Annotated in this window: 19 protein-coding genes; 8 read left to right on the forward strand and 11 right to left on the reverse strand. The window is 37.5% G+C overall.

Annotation, left to right across the window (positions count from 1 at the left end):
- Positions 1-127: 127 nt before the first annotated feature.
- The 3 genes from Q4597_RS09015 (at position 128) to Q4597_RS09025 (ending at position 4,556) form a co-directional block, all read left to right on the forward strand.
- Positions 128-1,912: a DEAD/DEAH box helicase gene (locus tag Q4597_RS09015; protein WP_303405946.1), complete on the forward strand. Its 1,785-nt coding sequence runs from the start codon at positions 128-130 to the stop codon at positions 1,910-1,912.
- 101 nt (positions 1,913-2,013) lie between these two features.
- The gene (locus Q4597_RS09020; protein ID WP_215438996.1) at positions 2,014-2,790 is read left to right on the forward strand and encodes a carboxypeptidase-like regulatory domain-containing protein; all 777 of its coding nucleotides are present in this window, start codon (positions 2,014-2,016) and stop codon (positions 2,788-2,790) included.
- A gap of 50 nt (positions 2,791-2,840) precedes the next feature.
- Positions 2,841-4,556, forward strand: coding sequence for an alpha-amylase family glycosyl hydrolase (locus Q4597_RS09025; RefSeq protein ID WP_303405947.1), 1,716 nt, complete (start codon positions 2,841-2,843; stop codon positions 4,554-4,556).
- Positions 4,557-4,622: 66 nt separating this feature from the next.
- Here Q4597_RS09025 and Q4597_RS09030 read toward each other — a convergent pair whose 3' ends face one another.
- Both Q4597_RS09030 and Q4597_RS09035 read right to left on the reverse strand, forming a co-directional pair.
- The gene (locus Q4597_RS09030) at positions 4,623-5,150 is read right to left on the reverse strand and encodes an SRPBCC family protein (RefSeq protein WP_215438994.1); all 528 of its coding nucleotides are present in this window, start codon (positions 5,148-5,150) and stop codon (positions 4,623-4,625) included.
- A gap of 101 nt (positions 5,151-5,251) precedes the next feature.
- A complete protein-coding gene (locus Q4597_RS09035; RefSeq protein ID WP_303405948.1) occupies positions 5,252-5,923 on the reverse strand; it encodes an RNA methyltransferase in 672 nt (223 codons plus the stop codon).
- 35 nt (positions 5,924-5,958) lie between these two features.
- On the opposite strand from Q4597_RS09035, the gene Q4597_RS09040 reads away from it, so the two are divergent.
- The 3 genes from Q4597_RS09040 (at position 5,959) to purB (ending at position 8,699) form a co-directional block, all read left to right on the forward strand.
- Positions 5,959-6,651 (forward strand): NAD-dependent deacylase, encoded by a 693-nt coding sequence (locus Q4597_RS09040; protein WP_303405949.1) that lies wholly within the window; start codon positions 5,959-5,961, stop codon positions 6,649-6,651.
- A gap of 12 nt (positions 6,652-6,663) precedes the next feature.
- On the forward strand, positions 6,664-7,230 hold the full coding sequence (locus Q4597_RS09045; RefSeq protein ID WP_303405950.1) for an adenylosuccinate lyase: 567 nt from the start codon (positions 6,664-6,666) through the stop codon (positions 7,228-7,230).
- A gap of 125 nt (positions 7,231-7,355) precedes the next feature.
- On the forward strand, positions 7,356-8,699 hold the full coding sequence (gene purB, locus Q4597_RS09050; protein WP_215438990.1) for an adenylosuccinate lyase: 1,344 nt from the start codon (positions 7,356-7,358) through the stop codon (positions 8,697-8,699).
- 83 nt (positions 8,700-8,782) lie between these two features.
- On the opposite strand, the gene Q4597_RS09055 is transcribed toward purB, so the two are convergent.
- The 6 genes from Q4597_RS09055 to Q4597_RS09080 form a co-directional block, all read right to left on the reverse strand.
- Entirely contained in the window at positions 8,783-9,598 is an 816-nt protein-coding gene (locus Q4597_RS09055; protein WP_303405951.1) for a mechanosensitive ion channel family protein, read from the reverse strand.
- 145 nt (positions 9,599-9,743) lie between these two features.
- Positions 9,744-10,280: a DUF4252 domain-containing protein gene (locus Q4597_RS09060; protein ID WP_215438988.1), complete on the reverse strand. Its 537-nt coding sequence runs from the start codon at positions 10,278-10,280 to the stop codon at positions 9,744-9,746.
- A gap of 54 nt (positions 10,281-10,334) precedes the next feature.
- Complete coding sequence (locus Q4597_RS09065) at positions 10,335-10,880, reverse strand: DUF4252 domain-containing protein (RefSeq protein WP_215438987.1); 546 nt, start codon at positions 10,878-10,880, stop codon at positions 10,335-10,337.
- Positions 10,881-10,938: 58 nt separating this feature from the next.
- Positions 10,939-11,481 (reverse strand): DUF4252 domain-containing protein, encoded by a 543-nt coding sequence (locus Q4597_RS09070; RefSeq protein WP_303405952.1) that lies wholly within the window; start codon positions 11,479-11,481, stop codon positions 10,939-10,941.
- Positions 11,482-11,497: 16 nt separating this feature from the next.
- Positions 11,498-11,947, reverse strand: coding sequence for a hypothetical protein (locus Q4597_RS09075; protein ID WP_303405953.1), 450 nt, complete (start codon positions 11,945-11,947; stop codon positions 11,498-11,500).
- Positions 11,934-12,443: an RNA polymerase sigma factor gene (locus Q4597_RS09080; protein ID WP_303405954.1), complete on the reverse strand. Its 510-nt coding sequence runs from the start codon at positions 12,441-12,443 to the stop codon at positions 11,934-11,936. Before Q4597_RS09080 ends, Q4597_RS09075 begins: the two co-directional genes overlap by 14 nt.
- Positions 12,444-12,678: 235 nt before the next feature.
- Here Q4597_RS09080 and Q4597_RS09085 point away from each other — a divergent pair, with 235 nt between their 5' ends.
- Complete coding sequence (locus tag Q4597_RS09085; protein ID WP_303405955.1) at positions 12,679-14,193, forward strand: S41 family peptidase; 1,515 nt, start codon at positions 12,679-12,681, stop codon at positions 14,191-14,193.
- Positions 14,194-14,276: 83 nt separating this feature from the next.
- On the forward strand, positions 14,277-15,764 hold the full coding sequence (locus Q4597_RS09090) for a S41 family peptidase (protein WP_303405956.1): 1,488 nt from the start codon (positions 14,277-14,279) through the stop codon (positions 15,762-15,764).
- Between the two features lie 74 nt (positions 15,765-15,838).
- Here the strand turns inward: Q4597_RS09090 and Q4597_RS09095 are convergent, their stop codons facing one another.
- The 3 genes from Q4597_RS09095 to Q4597_RS09105 are packed head-to-tail and all read right to left on the reverse strand — an operon-like array spanning position 15,839 to position 19,688.
- Complete coding sequence (locus Q4597_RS09095; RefSeq protein ID WP_303405957.1) at positions 15,839-16,765, reverse strand: ABC transporter substrate-binding protein; 927 nt, start codon at positions 16,763-16,765, stop codon at positions 15,839-15,841.
- Positions 16,766-16,770: 5 nt separating this feature from the next.
- Positions 16,771-17,829 carry a YncE family protein gene (locus Q4597_RS09100; RefSeq protein WP_303405958.1) on the reverse strand — a complete coding sequence of 353 codons (1,059 nt, stop codon included), beginning with the start codon at positions 17,827-17,829 and terminating at the stop codon, positions 16,771-16,773.
- A 14-nt stretch (positions 17,830-17,843) separates the two neighbouring features.
- On the reverse strand, positions 17,844-19,688 hold the full coding sequence (locus tag Q4597_RS09105) for a TonB-dependent siderophore receptor (RefSeq protein ID WP_303405959.1): 1,845 nt from the start codon (positions 19,686-19,688) through the stop codon (positions 17,844-17,846).
- Positions 19,689-19,714: the final 26 nt, after the last annotated feature.

Consider the following 19,714-nt stretch of genomic DNA (forward strand, 5'->3'; position numbering starts at 1 on the left):
AATAAAACGTACCTTTGCGCCTTAATTTTAACGCCGCCGGTATGGCAGGTGTTGCTCTGAGTACTAAGGTTATACACGATAATCGCTCTATGCAACACACCTATTAGCGATTAAGTATACCTTTTTTATGACAAAATTTGAAGCCTTAGGGCTAGACAAGTCCATATTGGACGCTGTCAAGGATATGGGATTCGAAAGCCCATCTGAAGTACAAGAAAAAGCAATCCCTATTTTATTGGAAAGTGAAACCGACCTAGTTGCACTAGCGCAAACAGGAACCGGTAAAACTGCTGCTTTTGGTTTTCCGTTAATTCAGAAAATAGATAACAACAGCAGAACTACCCAAGGTTTGGTACTCTCTCCTACCCGTGAACTTTGTTTGCAGATTACAAATGAGATGCAAGCTTATTCCAAATATGTAAAAGGCCTCAATACCGTTGCCATTTACGGAGGAGCAAGTATTACGGAACAAGCAAGACAGATCAAACGTGGCGCACAGATAGTTGTAGCAACTCCTGGGCGAATGAAAGATATGATCAGCCGTGGCCTGGTAGATATAAGCAAAATAGACTACTGCGTTCTAGATGAAGCAGATGAAATGCTTAACATGGGCTTCTTTGAAGATATAAAGGATATCCTTTCAAATACTCCCAAAGACAAATCTACGTGGTTGTTTTCGGCTACTATGCCAAGAGAAGTAGCTACCATAGCTAAAAAGTTCATGCACAGCCCTATGGAAATTACCGTGGGAGCTAAAAATGCTGGTACTTCAAACGTACAGCATGAGTATTATGTAGTTGGGGGTAGAGATAGATACCCAGCACTTAAAAGACTTGCAGATGCCAACCCTGATATTTTCTCGGTAGTTTTCTGTAGAACAAAAAGAGACACTCAACGTGTAGCTGAAAAGCTAATTGAAGACGGTTATAACGCAGGTGCTTTACATGGAGATTTAAGTCAAAACCAGAGAGATTTGGTAATGAACTCTTTCCGTAAAAAACAAATACAAATGCTTGTTGCTACAGATGTAGCGGCACGTGGTATTGATGTTGATGACATTACGCATGTTATCAATTACCAGCTTCCAGATGAAATTGAAACCTACACCCACCGTAGCGGTCGTACCGGTAGAGCTGGGAAATCAGGTATTTCAATGGTTATCGTTACCAGAAGTGAGATGCGTAAGATTCACGCTATAGAGAAAAAGATACAGCAAGATTTTATCTCCAAGAAAATTCCGACCGGAATAGAAATCTGTGAGATTCAACTATATCACTTGGCCAACAAAATCAAAGAAACAGAAATTAATGCAGATGTAGAAAACTATCTTCCTGCCATTAACGATGTACTAGTAGGTCTGGACAGAGATGAGCTTATTAAAAAAATAGTATCCGTAGAGTTTACACGTTTTTCGAATTATTACAATAAGACGAAAGACATGAACACCTCTGATGACCGTGGTCGCGACAGAGATAGAGGAGAAAGAAACGCACACGTACCTTCAAACGGTTCTGTACGTTACTTCATAAACGTTGGAGAAAAAGATGGTTACGATTGGATGTCCTTAAAAGATTTCTTGCGCGACACATTGGATTTAGGCAAAGAGGATGTTTACAAGGTTGATACTAAAGATTCTTTTTCATTCTTTAATACCGAAGCCGAACATACAGATAAAATTCTTTCGTTTTTCACAGACTTTAAACTTGAAGGCAGGTTTATAAACGTAGAAGTATCCAAAAACCCTGGCGGAAGTGGCGGCGGTGGTCGTGGCAGAAGCAGAAGCGGCGGTGGCAGAAAAAGAGATCGCGACAACGATCGTGGTGGCCGTTCAAGAAGCAGAAACTCTTCTAAAGGAAAGCCAAGTCATTCCGGAAAAAGAAGAAGCTCAAAAAGTAGAAGCGATTTCTTCTAGACCTCAAGAAACTATTTTTAAAGTTAATTGTATATTAAAAAATACGCTTCGGCGTATTTTTTTGTTTTGTTTAGTACTTTTAAACCTGTATGCTTAAAGTAATGAAACCACTCTTAATAATTATTCTACTATTTATCTCAACCTTTTCATTTGCTCAAGAGGAAGAAGTTTTAGAAGAAAAAGAAATAAAAGCCATAGTTGTTAATGCCCAAACCGATGCGGTTATGGGTGATGTTCATGTTATAAACTTGAACAAGGTAAAAGGAACAATTACTAAAGAAGATGGGGAATTTACAATTTCGGCATCGGTAGACGATATTCTTTATTTTTCTTTTTTAGGTTTCAAATCACAAAAAATCAGGGTTACCAATGACATGTTTAAATTCAAGGACACTAAAATTGCCTTAACGGAACTGGCATATGCATTAGAAGAGGTGATCGTTAAACCGTATCAACTCACCGGCTATCTTGAAATAGACGTTAAGAACGCTCCTATAAATAATGCGTACCAATATAGTATTTCAGGACTTTCTGTAGGTTATGAAGGCGGTAATAAAAACCCAAGCGCCGTTACCAAAGTGTTGGGCGCCATTTTAAATCCCGCAGATTTATTGCGCAATCTCTTTGGAAAACAGCCCAACCAGATGAAAAAGCTACGCAAAATAAAAGAAGATGATCAGATACGAGATCTCTTGGCTTCAAAGTTTGACCGTGAAGTCTTAACGGAACTACTTCAGATAGAGAAACTGGACATTCAAGATATTCTAAACAATTGTAATTACTCCAAGTCCTTTATAAGAACTGCCAATGACCTGCAAATTCTAGATGCTATAAGCAGTTGTTACGAAGATTTTAAAGTATTAAATCGTAAAAAATAAATTTTCTATTTTCCACAGCATTTTATAGCTTTAGGGAAAATAGACTACTTATGAAAAGACTGCTCTCTGCGGTTGTTATTTTCTCCCTTCTTATCGCCTGCAAAGAAAAGCGAAAGGATCTTATAGAAGAAGTATCAATTAAAACCGATACTGTTTCTAAAACTATCGAACCCAAAAAAAAACTGCCCTTTATATGGGATGCAGCCAATATTTACTTTCTACTAACGGATAGATTCAATAATGGCAACCCTGAAAACGATGTAAATTTTGAAAGATCTCAACCCACCGGGCCTTTAAGAGGTTTTATGGGTGGAGATATTCAAGGTATCACCCAAAAAATAGAGGACGGTTATTTCTCAGACTTAGGTATCAACGCCATTTGGTTTACGCCCGTAATAGAACAAATTCACGGTAATACAGATGAAGGTACGGGAAGTACCTATGGTTATCATGGCTATTGGGCAAAGGATTGGACCGCTTTGGATCCTAATTTTGGGACCCGAAAAGATTTGGAAATAATGGTTAAAACCGCCCATAAAAACGGAATTAGAGTTTTAATGGATGTGGTACTGAACCACACCGGACCTGTTACGGAGATAGATGAAGCATGGCCTGAAGAATGGATTAGGACTAAGCCTACTTGTGATTTCAGTTCCTACCAAACTACTGTAGAGTGTACTCTTGTAGCTAACTTACCTGACGTTAAAACGGAATCCAATGAAGCCGTAGAACTGCCTGATGCCCTATTGGCCAAATGGAAAGAAGAAGGACGTTTAAGTCAGGAGCTAGATGAACTTCAGCTTTTCTTTGAACGTACCGGTTACCCAAGGGCTCCAAGATACTATATCATAAAATGGCTTACGGATTATGTAAACAATCTTGGAATAGATGGTTTTAGAGTAGACACGGTAAAACATGTTAACGAAAATGCATGGTCCGAACTTTATAAAGAAGCTTCCCACGCCTTTGAAAATTGGAAAAAGATGCATCCTGATAAGGTACTTGATGACCAGCCGTTCTACATGGTGGGCGAAGTGTACAATTATGGTATTTCCGGTGGTAGGGAATATGATTTTGGCGATAAAAAAGTAGATTATTTTGCCCATGGATTTAAAAGTCTCATCAATTTTGAACTAAAGGAAGATGCCAAAAAAGACTACGAATCTATTTTTCGCAAGTATAGTAAGATACTGCACTCGCAGCTTTCCGGGAAAAGTGTGGTAAACTACCTAACCTCTCATGATGATGGTCACCCTTTTGATGCCGAGAGAACAAACCCATTTAAAGCCGCAAACATACTGTTGCTTACGCCTGGTGCCTCACAAATCTATTACGGAGATGAAACGGCCCGAGATCTAACCATTAAAGGTTCCGAAGATAACCCCGTACAAGGAGACGCCACACTACGCTCCTTTATGAATTGGGACAAACTTGATAGCTTACCAAGGACTCAAGAAATACTACAGCACTGGAAAAAACTGGGTACTTTTAGAAGAAACCATTTGGCAGTTGGCGCGGGAAGGCATAAAAGACTGGGAAAGACGCCTTATGTTTTTAGCCGAAGCTACGTAGACGGTGACTACAAAGACAAAGTAGTTGTTGGGCTAGATTTACCAAAAGGGAAAAAATCGCTTTGGGTAAAAGGCTTCTTTGGTGATGGCACAACACTTTACGACACCTATTCAGAAACAGAAGTAGTGGTTGCAAACGGTAAAGTAATCTTAGAAAATGATTATGATATTGCTCTTTTGGAACTGAAAGAATAAAAAGAGAATAAACGCAATAAAAAGAGCCCTTTAAAACAAAGGGCTCTTTTTTATTTTATATCAAATTTACTTTTCCAAGTTTTCCTTTAAACTGGCCAAACCTGCTTCAAAATCCTTTCCTACGGCCTTATCCATGCTCATAAAGAGCATCATAATATTCATAGGAAACTTATGCTTTCCTGAAAAGCCCCAAGTTACCTTAGTATTTCCGTTACTCGCATCGTCTACCTGAAGATAACAATCAGAGGTAGATTTAAAGGGTTTCAAAAACCGAAGTTCAGATTCTATGCGTTCTCCATCTATAATATTTTTAATTTCCTGTTCTCCTTCCCCTACTTCTTTGTTTCCGTTCCAATAACTGGTACAACCTACTTCGCCATCAGTACCGGTAAAGCGCTTCTCCATATTCGGGTCTTTTTTTGCCCATGGAGACCACTCATCCATTTTTTTTAAAGATTTCAAATATTGAAAAACTTCTGGTTTGGACTTGGCCACCTCCACCGTCCTAAAAACATTATAGGTTTTTGGTGCAATTAGTGATAATACAAAAATTAACACGACAACACTTACTACAACATAAAGTAATGTATACATAATAGATTGATTTGTTGGTTATTACAGAAATATACTAAAAACTCCCGTGATTTTAAACAAATCAAAAATCTGAATTCTCCTTTTTAAATATAGCTAGTAACTTATGCACCGTCTTTTTTAATTTCGGCTTCGTATCGCTTCAAGACGTCATCAATACTCCGCACAGATTTTTTGGTCCAATCCAGCTGTTTTTTGGCCTTTTCCTCTTCGGTCAAACCCCATTCCAAATCCGTAGCACGCATTTTCACCGTTAAGTGCTGTAAAATAATCGCTGCCGAAACGGATATGTTCAAGCTTTCCGTAAAACCCATCATAGGAATTTTTAAAAACCCGTCACTCATATCAATTGCCTCCTGGCTAAGCCCTTTCCGCTCCGTCCCGAAAAACAGGGCCGTTTTTCCTTCAATCTTAAAATCCTCTAGCAAATTAGAATCGTTATGCGGTGTTGTAGCAATGATTTTATAACCCTCGTTCTTAAGCTTTTCTATACAGTCTCTAGTGTTTTTATGACGGTGTACATCTACCCATTTCTGTGCTCCCATAGCTATTTCACTGTCCAATTTTTTACCAAACCTAGACTCTATAACATGCGCTTCTTGAATACCGAACACTTCACAACTACGGATTACGGCACTGGTATTGTGCATCTGGTATACATCTTCAATGGCTACGGTAAGTAATTTTGTACGATCTTTTAATACATCTAGAAACCTTTGCTTCCTTTCTTCGGTTATAAAATTCTCAAGATATTTAAGAAGTTGTTCATCTGCCATATATCGAATATAATAAAAACTCTATTTTTATAACGATGAAGAAAAACATTACCGTTTTAACAGGAGCCGGAATCAGTGCGGAAAGCGGCATAAATACGTTTAGGGATGCCGGTGGATTATGGGAAGGACATGATGTTATGGAGGTGGCATCTCCCCAGGGCTTTGCCAAAAATCCAGAACTAGTACTTAATTTCTATAATCAAAGGCGAAGACAATTACCCGAAGTATTCCCCAATGAAGCACACAAGGCTCTTTTTAAGTTAGAAAATTCGTATGATGTTACCATTGTTACCCAGAACGTAGACGACCTTCATGAAAGGGCGGGCAGCACCAATCTTATTCATATTCACGGAGAACTTCTAAAGGCAAGAAGCACAGGAAACGAAAACACGGTACTTCCTTGGAAGGCCGATTTAAATTTAGGCGACCTATGTGAAAAAGGCTATCAGTTACGACCGCATATTGTTTGGTTCGGAGAAGCGGTACCTCTTCTGGAACAGGCCGCTTTTGCTACTCAAAACGCGGATATTGTCATAATTATAGGTACCTCTATGCAAGTCTATCCTGCTGCAAGCTTAATTGATTACGCTCAGGAAAACGTGCCCATATATTTTATAGACCCCAACCCTAACGTTTCCAAAAACCATTATAACAACCTGACCGTTATTGCAAAAACAGCCGTAGAAGGTGTCCCAAATTTGGTTAACGAACTCCTGAAGCAGGCTTAAAATAAAGCTATAATGACACAAGAGGAACTATACAAAGCACTGGACTATGTGAATCACTCACGTGAAAAACGAGCAGAAATGGCCAATCTTATTAGTAAAAACCCACAATTGGTGGATGCCCTTTTACAAATTGCCTTTACTGTTGATGACCCTCTTTCCAATAGAGCATGCTGGGTACTGGAGTTTACAGCAAAAGAAAACCTATCTTTTATTTACCCACATCTAGATGTTTTCACCGCTAATTTAAGCAGAGTGCGTTTTGATTCTGCCATTAGACCAGTTGCCAAGATTTGCGAATTCCTGACCATGGCTTATTTCTCAAAGGAAAAGAATGAACTGCAGCAAGTATTGACGGAAGACCAACTAGAACAAATAACCACTGCCTGTTTTGATTGGCTGATAGGAGATTACAAAGTAGCCGCCAAAGCGTATTCAATCACTTCCCTCTATTTATTAGGGCACAAATTCCCATGGATACACCCCGAACTAAAAATGGTCCTAGAGCAAAGTTATGCAGATGGAAGTGCCGCATACAAAGCCAGAGCCAGACATGCTTTGGCCAAACTCAAGAAGCATTAGCCCTAAAAACCGAGTTATTAACTTTTTAGGTACAACTTTTTACCACAAGAACCTTAAAAACCTTTTAAAACTACCCATCTTAAGGTATCTTTGCTTTTTTTCAAAAATCAACCTTATACAACGTTATGTCGCTAAACGCTTTGAACGCTATTTCGCCTATAGATGGGCGCTACAGAAGTAAAACTGAACCATTGGCACCGTTTTTCTCGGAAGAAGCCCTTATAAAATACAGAGTACGTGTTGAAATTGAATATTTCATAGCTCTTTGCGAAATTCCGCTACCTCAGCTTGCCGATTTTGACCATTCCAAATTTGGGGCACTTAGAGAAATCTATCAGAATTTTGATACCGTAGATGCACAGGAAATAAAAGATATTGAGAAAACGACCAATCACGATGTAAAAGCAGTAGAGTACTTCATTAAAGCTGCTTTTGACAAATTGGGACTTTCCGCTCATAAAGAGTTCATTCATTTTGGACTTACTTCCCAGGATATTAACAATACGGCAATTCCCCTTTCCATAAAAGAGGCTACCAACGAAGTATATGTACCCGAGTACACCAAGCTATTGAACAAAATTCAAGAATTGGCAACAGAATGGGCAGAAATACCCATGCTGGCAAGAACACATGGCCAACCCGCATCTCCTACGCGCTTGGGAAAAGAAATTGAAGTTTTCGTGGTTCGTTTAAAAGAACAGTTCAACCTATTGAACGATATACCCAGTGCGGCTAAATTTGGTGGAGCTACGGGTAATTACAACGCTCACAAAGTGGCCTACCCATCTATTGACTGGAAAGCTTTTGGAACTAAATTCGTTCAGGAGAAATTAGGTCTTCACCATTCTTTTCCTACTACACAAATAGAGCATTATGACCACATGGCCGCCTTGTTCGATACTTTAAAACGAATAAATACCATTATTCTAGATTTGGACCGTGATTTTTGGACTTACGTATCCATGGATTATTTCAAACAAAAAATTAAAAAGGGAGAAGTTGGCTCTTCTGCCATGCCACATAAGGTAAACCCAATAGATTTTGAAAATTCAGAAGGTAACATAGGTATCGCCAATGCGCTGTTTGAACACTTATCCGCCAAATTGCCTGTTTCAAGATTACAGCGCGACCTTACGGACAGCACCGTACTTAGAAATGCCGGTATGCCATTTGCACATACAGTTATTGCTTTTCAATCTACTTTGAAAGGATTGAACAAGCTTTTATTGAACAAAGATAAGTTTGAACAAGACCTTGAAAATAACTGGGCGGTAGTTGCCGAAGCTATCCAAACCATTTTACGAAGAGAAGGTTACCCTAACCCATACGAAGCTTTAAAAGGGTTAACCCGTACCAATGCTAAAATAGACCAGAATTCAATTGCAGATTTCATTGATACACTTGATGTTTCGGATGCAATCAAAAAAGAATTAAAAGTAATAACACCAAGTAATTATACTGGTATTTAAGGATTATAAAAAATATCCCTAACGAAAAAAAGGCCGCAAATGCGGCCTTCTTCGGGGGATAATGGTTAGTGTTTATGTAAAAATTATCCTTTCTTTTGAATCTCAACTTGATGTGGGTAAGGAATTTCAATTCCAGCTTTATCCAGTGCGATTTTACAGTTTTCTAAAGTTCCAAAATATACATCCCAATAGTCTTCTGGCTTACAGAAAGGACGTACGGCAAAGTTAATCGAGCTATCTGCCAATTCCGAAACATTTACAGAGGGTGCAGGATCTTTTAAAACCTTTGGGTCTGCCAAAAGAACGTTAAGCAAAACTTCCTTGGCTGTTTTAATATCCTCTCCATACCCTACTCCAATAGTAGTATCTACTCTCATTTTACCTTCCGCAGTATAGTTTATGATATTTCCATTTGCCATGGCACCATTAGGGATAATGGCCAATTTGTTCTGGGGTGTTACTAGTTTTGTGGTAAAAATTTCAATTTCTTTTACAGAACCTAAAACTCCTTGTGCTTCTACCAAATCGCCAATTTTATAAGGCTTAAATATGATAAGCAATACGCCACCCGCAAAATTGGACAAAGAACCTTGTAACGCAAGACCAATAGCAAGACCTGCTGCTGCAATAATGGCGGCAAAACTAGTTGTTTCAACTCCTAATTTTGAAATGACCATTATAATCAAGAAAATTGTAAGAGCCCATTTTACCAAACTCAATAAAAACTTCTGTAAAGATTCATCATAACTCTTACGAGCCATTCCTTTACTAAGAACATTCATTATTTTTTTGATAATCCATGAACCAATAATGTAAATTACTATTGCTCCTAATACTTTTGGACCGTATTCAACAACAAAGTCAATTCCTTTGCTCATCCATACTTCTGCTTGTTCCATAATCTTTTATAGTTTTCTGGTTAACGTTATACTAGGTAAGACACCCAATATTTTAAAAGGTCACTTAAAACTTAAATTTTATTCAAAAAAAAAAACAAACCAGAAGAACTGGTTTGTTTTTTCAAAATATAATATGAGGTGTACTTTATTTCATAAAATCCACAAAATTAGATAGTTCACTTTCTTTTAATTCCGATTTTTCAAGTGCTTGAACAAACTGAATCATTTTTGCCGGATTCATATTATTTCCTAAAACCCGGACCACTAAAAAGCCCTTATCATCATTATCTCCATAAATCACTACCTCATCTATGGCATCTTCATCTCCCAAATACTTAATGGTAGCCTTGCCAAAATCTGTATTCATTTTCATGAGTTCAGTAAAACCTTCAGCGTTTAGTATAGATTTTACAATAGCCTTCTCCTTCTGAAAATCTGCCTTGTTGGCCTCTGTTTTCTTAAAAGCAAGAACATTTAGTTTCTTTAACGAACCTAAGCTTTCTTTTTGTTCAGGAGACAATTCTGCTTCCTTGATATTTAACAGACCCGCGGGCAAGTCTAAGGTCAGGAAATTAGGGTTCTCTGAATTTGTTACATAATACTGCTGTAGGCTAGGTGTAGAATTACAAGCACCAAGTAGACCCAGAAGCAGTACTGCCACAATCATATTTATTCTTTTCATATAATTCTTTTTAAAGGATTAAGTTTTACCAAAAGTTTATGCGGGACTCCAGTATTACCTTCCTCCTACTTCGTTTAACTCTTCAGGTAAATCCATCTTTCTAGTTAGCGCCCCAATCTTATTTAGATCTATATCTCCCGTTAAGGAAACCAACACACTTTCAAAACTTCTGTTGCCCATATCAAGTTCATCGTTATTAATATCCGACACAAATAATAAAAGCTCACTAACATGATCTTCATCCCTACCTTGCTTAATATAGAATTTTACGGTGGCATCTTTATCCCTCACTTTCATGAGTTCTTCAAGGTTAGAAGATTTTAGATACTTTTTTACCGTTTTGCCCATGTCTTCCGAAATTCTAACATCTTCGGTAATAAAAACTTTAATACCATCCAGACCTTGAGCAATATCCGCAAAATCTTGGGCGTCTTGGTCTTCCTTATCAAAAGCGGCAATATTACCCGCTAACCTTATCATACTTTTATTCACGGTTACTGACCCCACATTTTTCATATTATCATACTTATCGAATATGGACTGCGAAATTCCAAAGAATGGCAAAAGGGCCAATGCTAGTACTACACTTAATTTTTTCATGACTGTTCGTTTTAAGATTAATAATGATTTTGATTATTGATTGATGATGATTTCTGTATTATCTATTCTTACCTGCCTCATTAAGTTCTTCGGGCAAGTTCATTTTTTTCGTTAATGAACCTATTTTGTTCAAGTCTATGTCTCCGGTTAAGGATAACAATACGGTTTCAAATTTTCTTCCGTTTACATCTATGTCAGATTTCATTCCGGTTACGAACATCAAGAGTTCGCTCACATGGTCATCGTCTTTACCACTACGGATGTAAAATTTTACGTTGGCATCTTTATCCTTTACGCGCATAAGTTCTTCTAACTTGGCTGATTTAAGGTATTTATCTACCGATAGTTTCATATCGCTCGCAATAGCTTTGTCTTCTGTAATAAAGACCTTTAGGTTATTTAAACTCTTGGCTATATCCATAAAATCTTTGGCCTCAGGGTCATCTACCTCAACATCTATTTTACTTAATAAATTAAACATGCTACGGTTTACTACTACCGCACTTACCTTATCTAGGTCTTCATATTTATCAAAAAGGGACTGTGAAAAGCCTATGACCGGTAACATTGCTACCATTAGTACAATTAATATCTGTTTCATTTTTCGGGTTTTAATTTTACTTCTTGTTATAAATTTTTTGTTTTGCTACCACAAACTCGTTTAGGTAGCCCATTTTTTCCGTGCCTCTCTCCATATTCTGGCTAAGCATATCCAAGGCCTTTTTGGTTTCGTTATAAGCGTAAAGGGCCTGTTGCTGCTCTAGTTCTTTTTCATCATAATAGGTTTTGCCCAAATACACCCCAAACATAAGTACCACCGCTGCAGCAATTGACATCCATTTATACAAACTTCTGCTACTTCCTGTAGTTTTAGGTTCCAAAACAATTTCTTTAGAAAGTTGTTCCTTTTTAGCTCCACTCGTAAAACTGAACAGCGGAATATACTGCTCCAAGTTTTCAGGCACCTCTCCTTTAGAAAAAAACGCTCGTAGCTCTTTTTCTTCTGCCACTGTTGTTTCTGCTTCAAAATATTTTTTCAGCAATTTTTCTATTCTATCCAATTCCATAGCTGTGTTTTTGAATTAATCTCTCCCTTACGGTCTTCCTTGCCCTGGACAAGGCCACTCTTACCGCCGTGGGTTTCATTTCTAACATTTTTGCAATCTCTTCATAGTCATATTCCTCAACATCTCGCAACTGCAATACCATTTTTTGTTGTTCCGGCAAATCTTCCATTATTTTTTCTACCCATGAAACACTGTCATTTGCTTCTACTTGTTTTTGTAACGAACTACCTTTTTCTACATAGTTGGTATGCATCAACTTCAGGTTTCCGGCCTGTTTGGATTTTAAGCGATCCAAACAAAAGTTTTTGGTCATGGTCATAGCAAAAGCTTCTACATTCTTATATTGGCCCATATTCTTGCTTTTGGCCCAAAGTTTCAGCAGAATTTCCTGTGTGGCATCTTCAGCTTCTTCCCTTGACACCAATAATCGTTTTGCCAAACGAAATAGCTTATCCTGAAAAGGACCAACAATTTTTAAAAAATCTGCCTGTTGCATTCTATTGGTATAGTTATTTAAACATCTTTAAAAGACGTTACACAATGAAGACGAACCACTCTTAATTATGTTACAAATATTTTTTATATTTCATTTTTGTAAGTAAAGGCTACAACCTTTTACTAATCATCTACGTATACTAATTAAGAACTTTTAATTTAAACTCCCCCATTATATTATCACTCATTTTTTGGAACGGTAATTGATTCGGTAGTTATAGCCTCATAAAAAAACTATGAAAAAGTATTTCTTATCGCTCCTATCTGTTGGACTTCTATTCGCTAGTTGTAAAAATGACGACAATATTTTTCCTGATGAACCGGAAGAAGTAAAGACGACATCTGATTTTCCTGCTCAAAATTTCATGTACCAGGTCATGAATTCTTTTTACTTCTGGCAAGCCGAAGTTCCAAATCTCTCGGATAACAAGTTTGAAGACTTGGCGGATCCTGATTATATTTCGTTTTTAGCTTCTGAGGATGACCCTAGTCGCTTTTTTTACAACGATTTATGTAAAGATCATGTTGACGCTGTTGGCGAGAGTGCCGCCCAAGACAGATTCAGTCGTGCTGTTGAAAATTATAAAGATCTAGTAAATTCGTTACAAGGCATTTCTAGTAGCAACGGTCTTGAATTTCAATTATATCTTGCAGAAAATGAGATTGATGTATACGGTGTTGTCACTTATATTTTACCAGATTCAGATGCAGCTAGCAAAGATATTTCAAGAGGGGAGATCTTTAATGGTGTAAACGGACAAGCCCTTACCCTTAGCAACTATATAGATTTACTTTTTAGTGATAATACGAGTTATACTTTAAATATGGCAGATTTGTCTGAAGATGACCTTATAGGAAATGGTAAAGAGGTAGCGTTGACCAAGATTGAGAATTTTGCGGAAAACCCTATCCATTTGAGTAAAATCATAGAGCAGAACGGCACAAAAATAGGTTACATAATGTACAACGGTTTTTTAGCCGCATATGACGACCAATTAAATGATGTTTTTGGTACGCTAAAAGAACAAAATGTTCAAGAATTAATTTTAGATTTTAGATACAATGGTGGTGGCAGAGTAACTTCCGCAATACAAATTGCCAGTGCGGTATATGGTACAGAAACGGATAAGCTTTTCTTAAAAGCCCGTTACAATGATAAAATTATGGCCACTTTTGAAACTGGAGATGGAGAGGATTATTTTACGGATGTAACATATGACTCAAAAACGCCTCTCAACACCCTTAATCTAAAAAGGGTCTTTGTTATTGCTACAGACAGAACGGCATCCGCCAGTGAGCTTGTTATGAACGGTCTGGCTCCATATGTAGATGTTGTACATATTGGAGACGTAACCGTAGGTAAGAGCGAATTTTCAAATACAATGGTAGACGATCGTGAAAGTAATTATTTCTATTCAGAAGACCGTGAAGACTTTATCAACCCTGACAACCAGTGGGGGCTACAACCCTTATTTGGTAAAAATGAAAATGCAGATGGGTTTTCAGATTATGAAAGTGGATTAATTCCTGATTACCCATTAAGGGAGGATTTTGAAAATATGGGGGTACTTGGCGAAGAAGATGAGCCGTTATTAGCATTGGCCTTATCAGTAATTTCGGGTAATACGGCCAAACAAAATTTGAACGCTACATTAGCTCCCAAACCCTTTTCAAATTCTAGGGTTTTCTCTTTGACAACGAACGCAATGGTTATGGATGGTTTACTTAAACCGTTAAAAAGGAAAAATTAAAAAATAAGATTATAATTTTTACGTTGTGATATTCTATTCACGGTGTTCTTTAAAACTTCCCCGAGTAACTTATATCAGCGGCTATGAAAAAAAGTATAACAACAGGATTGTTCCTTTCGCTTTTTCTATTTTTCTCTTGTACTAAAAGTGATGATTTCTCCATTCCTGACACAGTAGACCCGAATCCGGATGCAGGAGTGGAAGTACAGGATTTTATGTGGAAAGCCATGAATTTCTGGTATTTCTGGCAAACTGATGTTGAGAACCTTTCAGACACCAAGTTTCCTAATACTCCAGAGGGTTCCGAAGCTTACACTGCATTTCTAGCTTCTGAATCTGACCCTGGAAAGTTTTTTGACAACAAGCTACTGTCTTCCAAAGACCGCTTTAGTTTCTTTTCGGATGATTATGTAGAGCTTACCCAATCTCTTGCGGGAATTTCCAAAAGCAACGGCCTTATGTTCGGTCTTGCCAGACAGAACAAGAACAGTAGTGAGCTTTATGGCTATGTTCAATACATTGTACCCAACTCTAATGCTTCCACAAAAAACATTCAAAGAGGAGACCTTTTTACAGGTGTTAATGGTACTACCCTTACCGACCAAAACTATATAGCACTTCTTTTTGGCGATAGTGATACCTACACCTTAAATATGGCCGATATTGTAGGGGAAAATGCAGAACCTAATGGTACGGATATACAATTAACCAAAGAAGTGGGCCTTATGGAAGACCCTATTCTTCTAGATGAGATTATAGAGATACAGGATAAGAAAATTGGCTATTTGGTCTATACAGGTTTTACCAATGAATATGACGAAGAGCTTAATAGGGTATTTGGGCGCTTTAAAGCAAGTAACGTTACAGACCTTGTACTAGACCTTAGGTATAACCCTGGCGGATCAGTAAATACTGCCGTTCTTTTGTCTAGCATGATATACGGCACCAATTCCAAAGATGTTTTTCTAAAGGCTCTTTACAACGAAAAGTATCAAAAAATATTAGATAACAATGATACCGAACTGAGACAGTTTTTTACAGAAAAAACAGGAAAAGGAACAGCTATCAACACCTTAAACTTAGATAAGGTCTATATTTTGACCACTAGTGGAACCGCCTCGGCAAGTGAACTAGTTATTAACGGACTTGACCCCTACATGGATGTTATTCAAATTGGGGGTACTACTCGCGGAAAAAATGAATTCAGTGTAACCATGGTAGATGATAGGGACAATAACTACATCTATAGTCCGGAACGAGTAGGAAAAATAAATAAGAAAAATAATTGGGCCATTCAGCCTTTACTGGGAAGAAATGAAAATGCGGAAGGTTTTTCCGAATTCACTAGCGGACTCGCTCCTCAGGTTGAGCTACTAGAAGACCTTAGCAATTTAGGGGTTCTAGGTGATTTGCAAGAGCCGTTTTTGGCCAAAGCCATAGAACTTATAACCGGTTCATCTGCAAAAGGTGTGCAGAAAGTAGAATTCCCTATTGAAACCATGACCAATTCTAAAATGTTTACACCTTTAAAGGATAATATGTACGTTACCGACCCACCTATAATCTGGTAACCTGATATAACTTAAAACTAAAAAACGACCTGTTGAATACAGGCCGTTTTTTTATTTAATAATCTATTATAGCTTCAGTACTCATAAAACTTTTGATACTTACGTTTTAAATGCGAGGGAATAGAAATTGCTTCCGGATGAAACAATCCCGCCAACAGCTCTACTCCATCTACCAAGGTGGCTGCAGAAGATTGCGTAAACAAATCAAAATCCGCAATATAAACTTGTTGTTTCTGTACAGCTTCCAGTGAAGTCCAACCTTCTTTTAATAGTAACAAGTACATTTCCTTTAATGTTCTGTTCATATTAAAACCGCAAGGAGCTATGACCATTACTTCAGGGTCATACAACTTTACCTTGTCCCAAGAAAGAACTCCACTGTTCCCAGATGGATTAGAAAGCATATCCACCCCACCGGCAAAACCTATTTGGTGCGGAATCCAATGGCCACAATTATAAATTGGTTCTATCCACTCCAACAACAACACTCTTTTTGTACGCACTTTAGCTGCCCTTAGTTGGTCTACCACATAATCTATTCGTTCATTTAACTTTGACAAATACGTATAGGCCACCTCTTCCTTATTCAATGCCTTGGCAATGGTAATGGCATTTTCAAAGACGTCGTCAAAACTAGATGGACTTATTGAAATAAGCTCCGGTTGCTTTTCTAGGTTTGCAACGGCCGCGGCGGTACATTCCGTATCAATCTGGCAAACATCGCACATATCTTGTGTAAAGATTACATCGGGAGCAATATCCGCCAGTGCTTTTTCATCTACGTAATAGAGTTTCTTTCCTTCTTTTTTACTTTCGGAAAAAAACACGTCTATCTCTTTACTGGAATAGTTTTTACCTTCCAATATACATCGTACTACGGGCTTTTTCTCCTTTAGTGCTTGTAGCGGACATTCAAACGTTATGCCATATAAATGCTCTTGCAGCCCCATATCATAGAGCATTTGCGTAACAGCGGGCATGAAAGAGCAGACTTTGAGCATTTAGTTTAATTAAAATATATACCTCCTGGAATGATTCCTACAGCAATGGTGCTGATTAACTCCTTAGTACTTAAATCATAAATATATAAGTCTCCTTTACTAGCATAGTCTTTTGCATCTGTACCATAAAGCTTACCATCATTAACAGTCATACTATAAAACGAGACATTGGTTATATGAGCCTCGGTTGGCAATGCCTCTGATCCAGAATCAAATGAATAAACCGCATTAGACATGCCAAAATATAATGTGTTATTTTCCACACTTAAATCGCCAGGATGCTCTGTAGTTTCAAAATCTAAAATCTGTGCCAACGTATTGTCTGACGTGTTAATTTTTACAAGTGTGCCATTGGTCTCTTCTCCAGTATATGCTGGAGCTCCACTACTTAATACCCATAAATTTCCAGCATTATCCCATTGCATAGAATTGGGAAAATCACCAACAATGAGCGTAGTTGACACCACATCAGTGGAGACATCTATGATAGAAACCTTATTGTTCTGGCCAAAAGCCCCTTGATGTGCAACATATACAAAATCTTCATTGGAAGTAATTGCCTCTGGTCCTAACTCGGTAGGAATGGATTTTAAAACTACATTGGACTCTAAATCAATAATGGCTACGTAATCATCCGTTTCATCGGCCGTATCACCCCAGTTTGTAACGTACCCCTTACCATTGGCCACAGTAAAGTACCTAGGATTTAAAAGTCCGTCTTCTATGACCGCTTCACTTTTAAACGTATACCGGTTGACCACATGAATTTTATGTGAGTTGTTAACTACAATATATGCCATGTCTTCATCAAAAGCTATTGATTGCACAATGTTGCCAAGATCTTCATTGTTTTCTGCCTTAAAAATAGTCTCTTTAACAAGCAATGAATCATTTGATATATATGTGACAGTTCCAGTACCATTGTTAAACGGACCTTCATTACTTATCAAAATTCCATTTTGGTAATCTCCCTTCACCTCTTCCATTATAACCTCATCGTCATCATCAGAACAACTAACTGCAAATAAAGCCGCCATGGCTACTAAAATTGATACCTTTTTCATTTTCATTTTGTTTTTTAAATTTTCAACTTTAACTTTAATTGTATGTTTCTATTTGGCATAGGCCTAAAAGCCACATTTTGATACTCTTTATTATATAGATTGTTTATTTGCATTAACACTTCCATATTCAACTTCCCCTTCATTCTAAAATTTCTTCCAAACCCTAGGTTTGAAACGGAATAGCCAGGCAACGACCCAGAATTATCCGAAGTACTAAATACGCTACTATTAAAAAATAATTGGTAAAATAAGCGCCAATCCGAATATGCATACGTTAAACTAGAAGTTACCTTATGCTGGGGCACATACATTAAAGTTTTATCTGTCTCTGAATCTACCGCCTTAGTGTGCGCGTAACTATTGTCCCAATTAACATCATGATTCCCCCAATTTTGCGAGAATTCCAAAGAAACTTCTAGACCATAGTTTAATGCGTCTTTGATATTGACTGGAGACCAAATTCCCATATTGTTAGGTCTCCATTGTATTAGGTCCTCTGAATCAATATAAAAAGCAGCCCATTGAAAGGTATAACTCCTTTTTTTAAAGGTCTGCCCAATTTCTGCCTGTAAAGAAGATTCCGGCCTAATATCCGGGTTTCCACCAGCCCCCCCACCTAAAATCCAATAAACTTCATTGAATGTAGGAACCCTATAATTTTTTGAAGCATTAAAATAAACAGCGTGTTGAGGACTAAAAGAATATCTAGCGTTTAATGAGTAAATTAATGGGCTTTTGTAGTCACTTATAAATTCTTTTCTCAAGTTAGCTCCATAGGTAATTCTATCACCTAAATCGTGCTTAAATAAAAGGGTTGCAGCAAGTGTTTTTCTCTTGCCATTTTCAATAGAAGTCCCTTTTGCTTTAATATGATTATAATCGGCAATTCCATTAAGGACAACATTTTTGAAATTAATTTTATAATCATAATTGACCAAAAACGTATTTGTATTTCCAAAGGAAAAGTCTTCTCTTTCCTTGTTATCATAGTATTTGTACTTTTCATACAGATAACCAAGCTTAACCCGATGAATACGTCTTGCATTAAAGCTACTCCATTCCAAAAGGTTACGGGAATTGTAATCCCGATAGTTAGAATTTGAAGGTGCGGTGATAGTGCCAGAAAAGTCACGATCGCCAATAAAAGTATTGTGGTAGTACTTTAGTAATTGCCCATCAGTTATTTGGTACCCTATGTTTGTATTGACATTGACATTATTAAAGGCTCCATTTTCATTTCTTTGGTCTGTTCCCAAATATTTATAATTATTTTCTGATTCAAGATAGCCTACTCCAAAACCCACTGTGGTTTTCGCGTCTCCAATAGAAGTATGATAGTTAAAATTCCTTGTATCAAAGCTTCCGTAACTAAAAAGCAACTCATGTTCAGAATGTTTATAGAATCTAAACAAGTCGTTCAAGTGTATACTACCCCCAATTGCTCCACTACCAAATTGCACACTCCCACCCCCACTTCTAACACTTACTGACCCGTAATTTCTTGGTATAATTGTATTAAAATCGGTTTGTCCAGTAAGTTGTGAGTTAATATTGACACCATTCCAGATGACCGCCGTCTGTGATGCGTTAGTTCCACGAAAAGATGGAGAAGAAATCATTCCTAATCCATTTTCTTTCAAATACACATTAGAATTAAATTGTAACAGGTCCGTTAAGGAACTACCGTTACGGTCTACTACAGAGTCATTTAGGATGTCTACTTTTCCATTTGAAAAATGCAAAAGTCGAACATCTGTAAGAATGACCTCATCCAAAACAGTTATGCTTTCCTGTTGGGCATTACAAAGGATAGTGCATAATAAAATATGAATAATCAAAAATGGCTTATAATCTCTCATACCGTTAAAGACCTTTTACCCGAAAG

Source organism: Zobellia sp. 1_MG-2023, assembly GCF_030549125.1.
Taxonomy (GTDB): Bacteria; Bacteroidota; Bacteroidia; order Flavobacteriales; family Flavobacteriaceae; genus Zobellia; species Zobellia russellii.

What these genes read in the sequence shown, in the direction of transcription:
- Q4597_RS09100 (WP_303405958.1), bottom strand. Translation starts at nt 17,829, where the DNA reads ATGAAAAAGGTATCAATTTTAGTAGCCATGGCGGCTTTATTTGCAGTT.
- Q4597_RS09075 (WP_303405953.1), bottom strand. Translation starts at nt 11,947, where the DNA reads ATGGAATTGGATAGAATAGAAAAATTGCTGAAAAAATATTTTGAAGCA.
- Q4597_RS09085 (WP_303405955.1), top strand. Translation starts at nt 12,679, where the DNA reads ATGAAAAAGTATTTCTTATCGCTCCTATCTGTTGGACTTCTATTCGCT.
- Q4597_RS09080 (WP_303405954.1), bottom strand. Translation starts at nt 12,443, where the DNA reads ATGCAACAGGCAGATTTTTTAAAAATTGTTGGTCCTTTTCAGGATAAG.
- Q4597_RS09025 (WP_303405947.1), top strand. Translation starts at nt 2,841, where the DNA reads ATGAAAAGACTGCTCTCTGCGGTTGTTATTTTCTCCCTTCTTATCGCC.
- purB (WP_215438990.1), top strand. Translation starts at nt 7,356, where the DNA reads ATGTCGCTAAACGCTTTGAACGCTATTTCGCCTATAGATGGGCGCTAC.
- Q4597_RS09040 (WP_303405949.1), top strand. Translation starts at nt 5,959, where the DNA reads ATGAAGAAAAACATTACCGTTTTAACAGGAGCCGGAATCAGTGCGGAA.
- Q4597_RS09055 (WP_303405951.1), bottom strand. Translation starts at nt 9,598, where the DNA reads ATGGAACAAGCAGAAGTATGGATGAGCAAAGGAATTGACTTTGTTGTT.
- Q4597_RS09095 (WP_303405957.1), bottom strand. Translation starts at nt 16,765, where the DNA reads ATGCTCAAAGTCTGCTCTTTCATGCCCGCTGTTACGCAAATGCTCTAT.
- Q4597_RS09090 (WP_303405956.1), top strand. Translation starts at nt 14,277, where the DNA reads ATGAAAAAAAGTATAACAACAGGATTGTTCCTTTCGCTTTTTCTATTT.
- Q4597_RS09060 (WP_215438988.1), bottom strand. Translation starts at nt 10,280, where the DNA reads ATGAAAAGAATAAATATGATTGTGGCAGTACTGCTTCTGGGTCTACTT.
- Q4597_RS09035 (WP_303405948.1), bottom strand. Translation starts at nt 5,923, where the DNA reads ATGGCAGATGAACAACTTCTTAAATATCTTGAGAATTTTATAACCGAA.
- Q4597_RS09015 (WP_303405946.1), top strand. Translation starts at nt 128, where the DNA reads ATGACAAAATTTGAAGCCTTAGGGCTAGACAAGTCCATATTGGACGCT.
- Q4597_RS09070 (WP_303405952.1), bottom strand. Translation starts at nt 11,481, where the DNA reads ATGAAACAGATATTAATTGTACTAATGGTAGCAATGTTACCGGTCATA.
- Q4597_RS09030 (WP_215438994.1), bottom strand. Translation starts at nt 5,150, where the DNA reads ATGTATACATTACTTTATGTTGTAGTAAGTGTTGTCGTGTTAATTTTT.
- Q4597_RS09020 (WP_215438996.1), top strand. Translation starts at nt 2,014, where the DNA reads ATGAAACCACTCTTAATAATTATTCTACTATTTATCTCAACCTTTTCA.
- Q4597_RS09065 (WP_215438987.1), bottom strand. Translation starts at nt 10,880, where the DNA reads ATGAAAAAATTAAGTGTAGTACTAGCATTGGCCCTTTTGCCATTCTTT.
- Q4597_RS09045 (WP_303405950.1), top strand. Translation starts at nt 6,664, where the DNA reads ATGACACAAGAGGAACTATACAAAGCACTGGACTATGTGAATCACTCA.
- Q4597_RS09105 (WP_303405959.1), bottom strand. Translation starts at nt 19,688, where the DNA reads ATGAGAGATTATAAGCCATTTTTGATTATTCATATTTTATTATGCACT.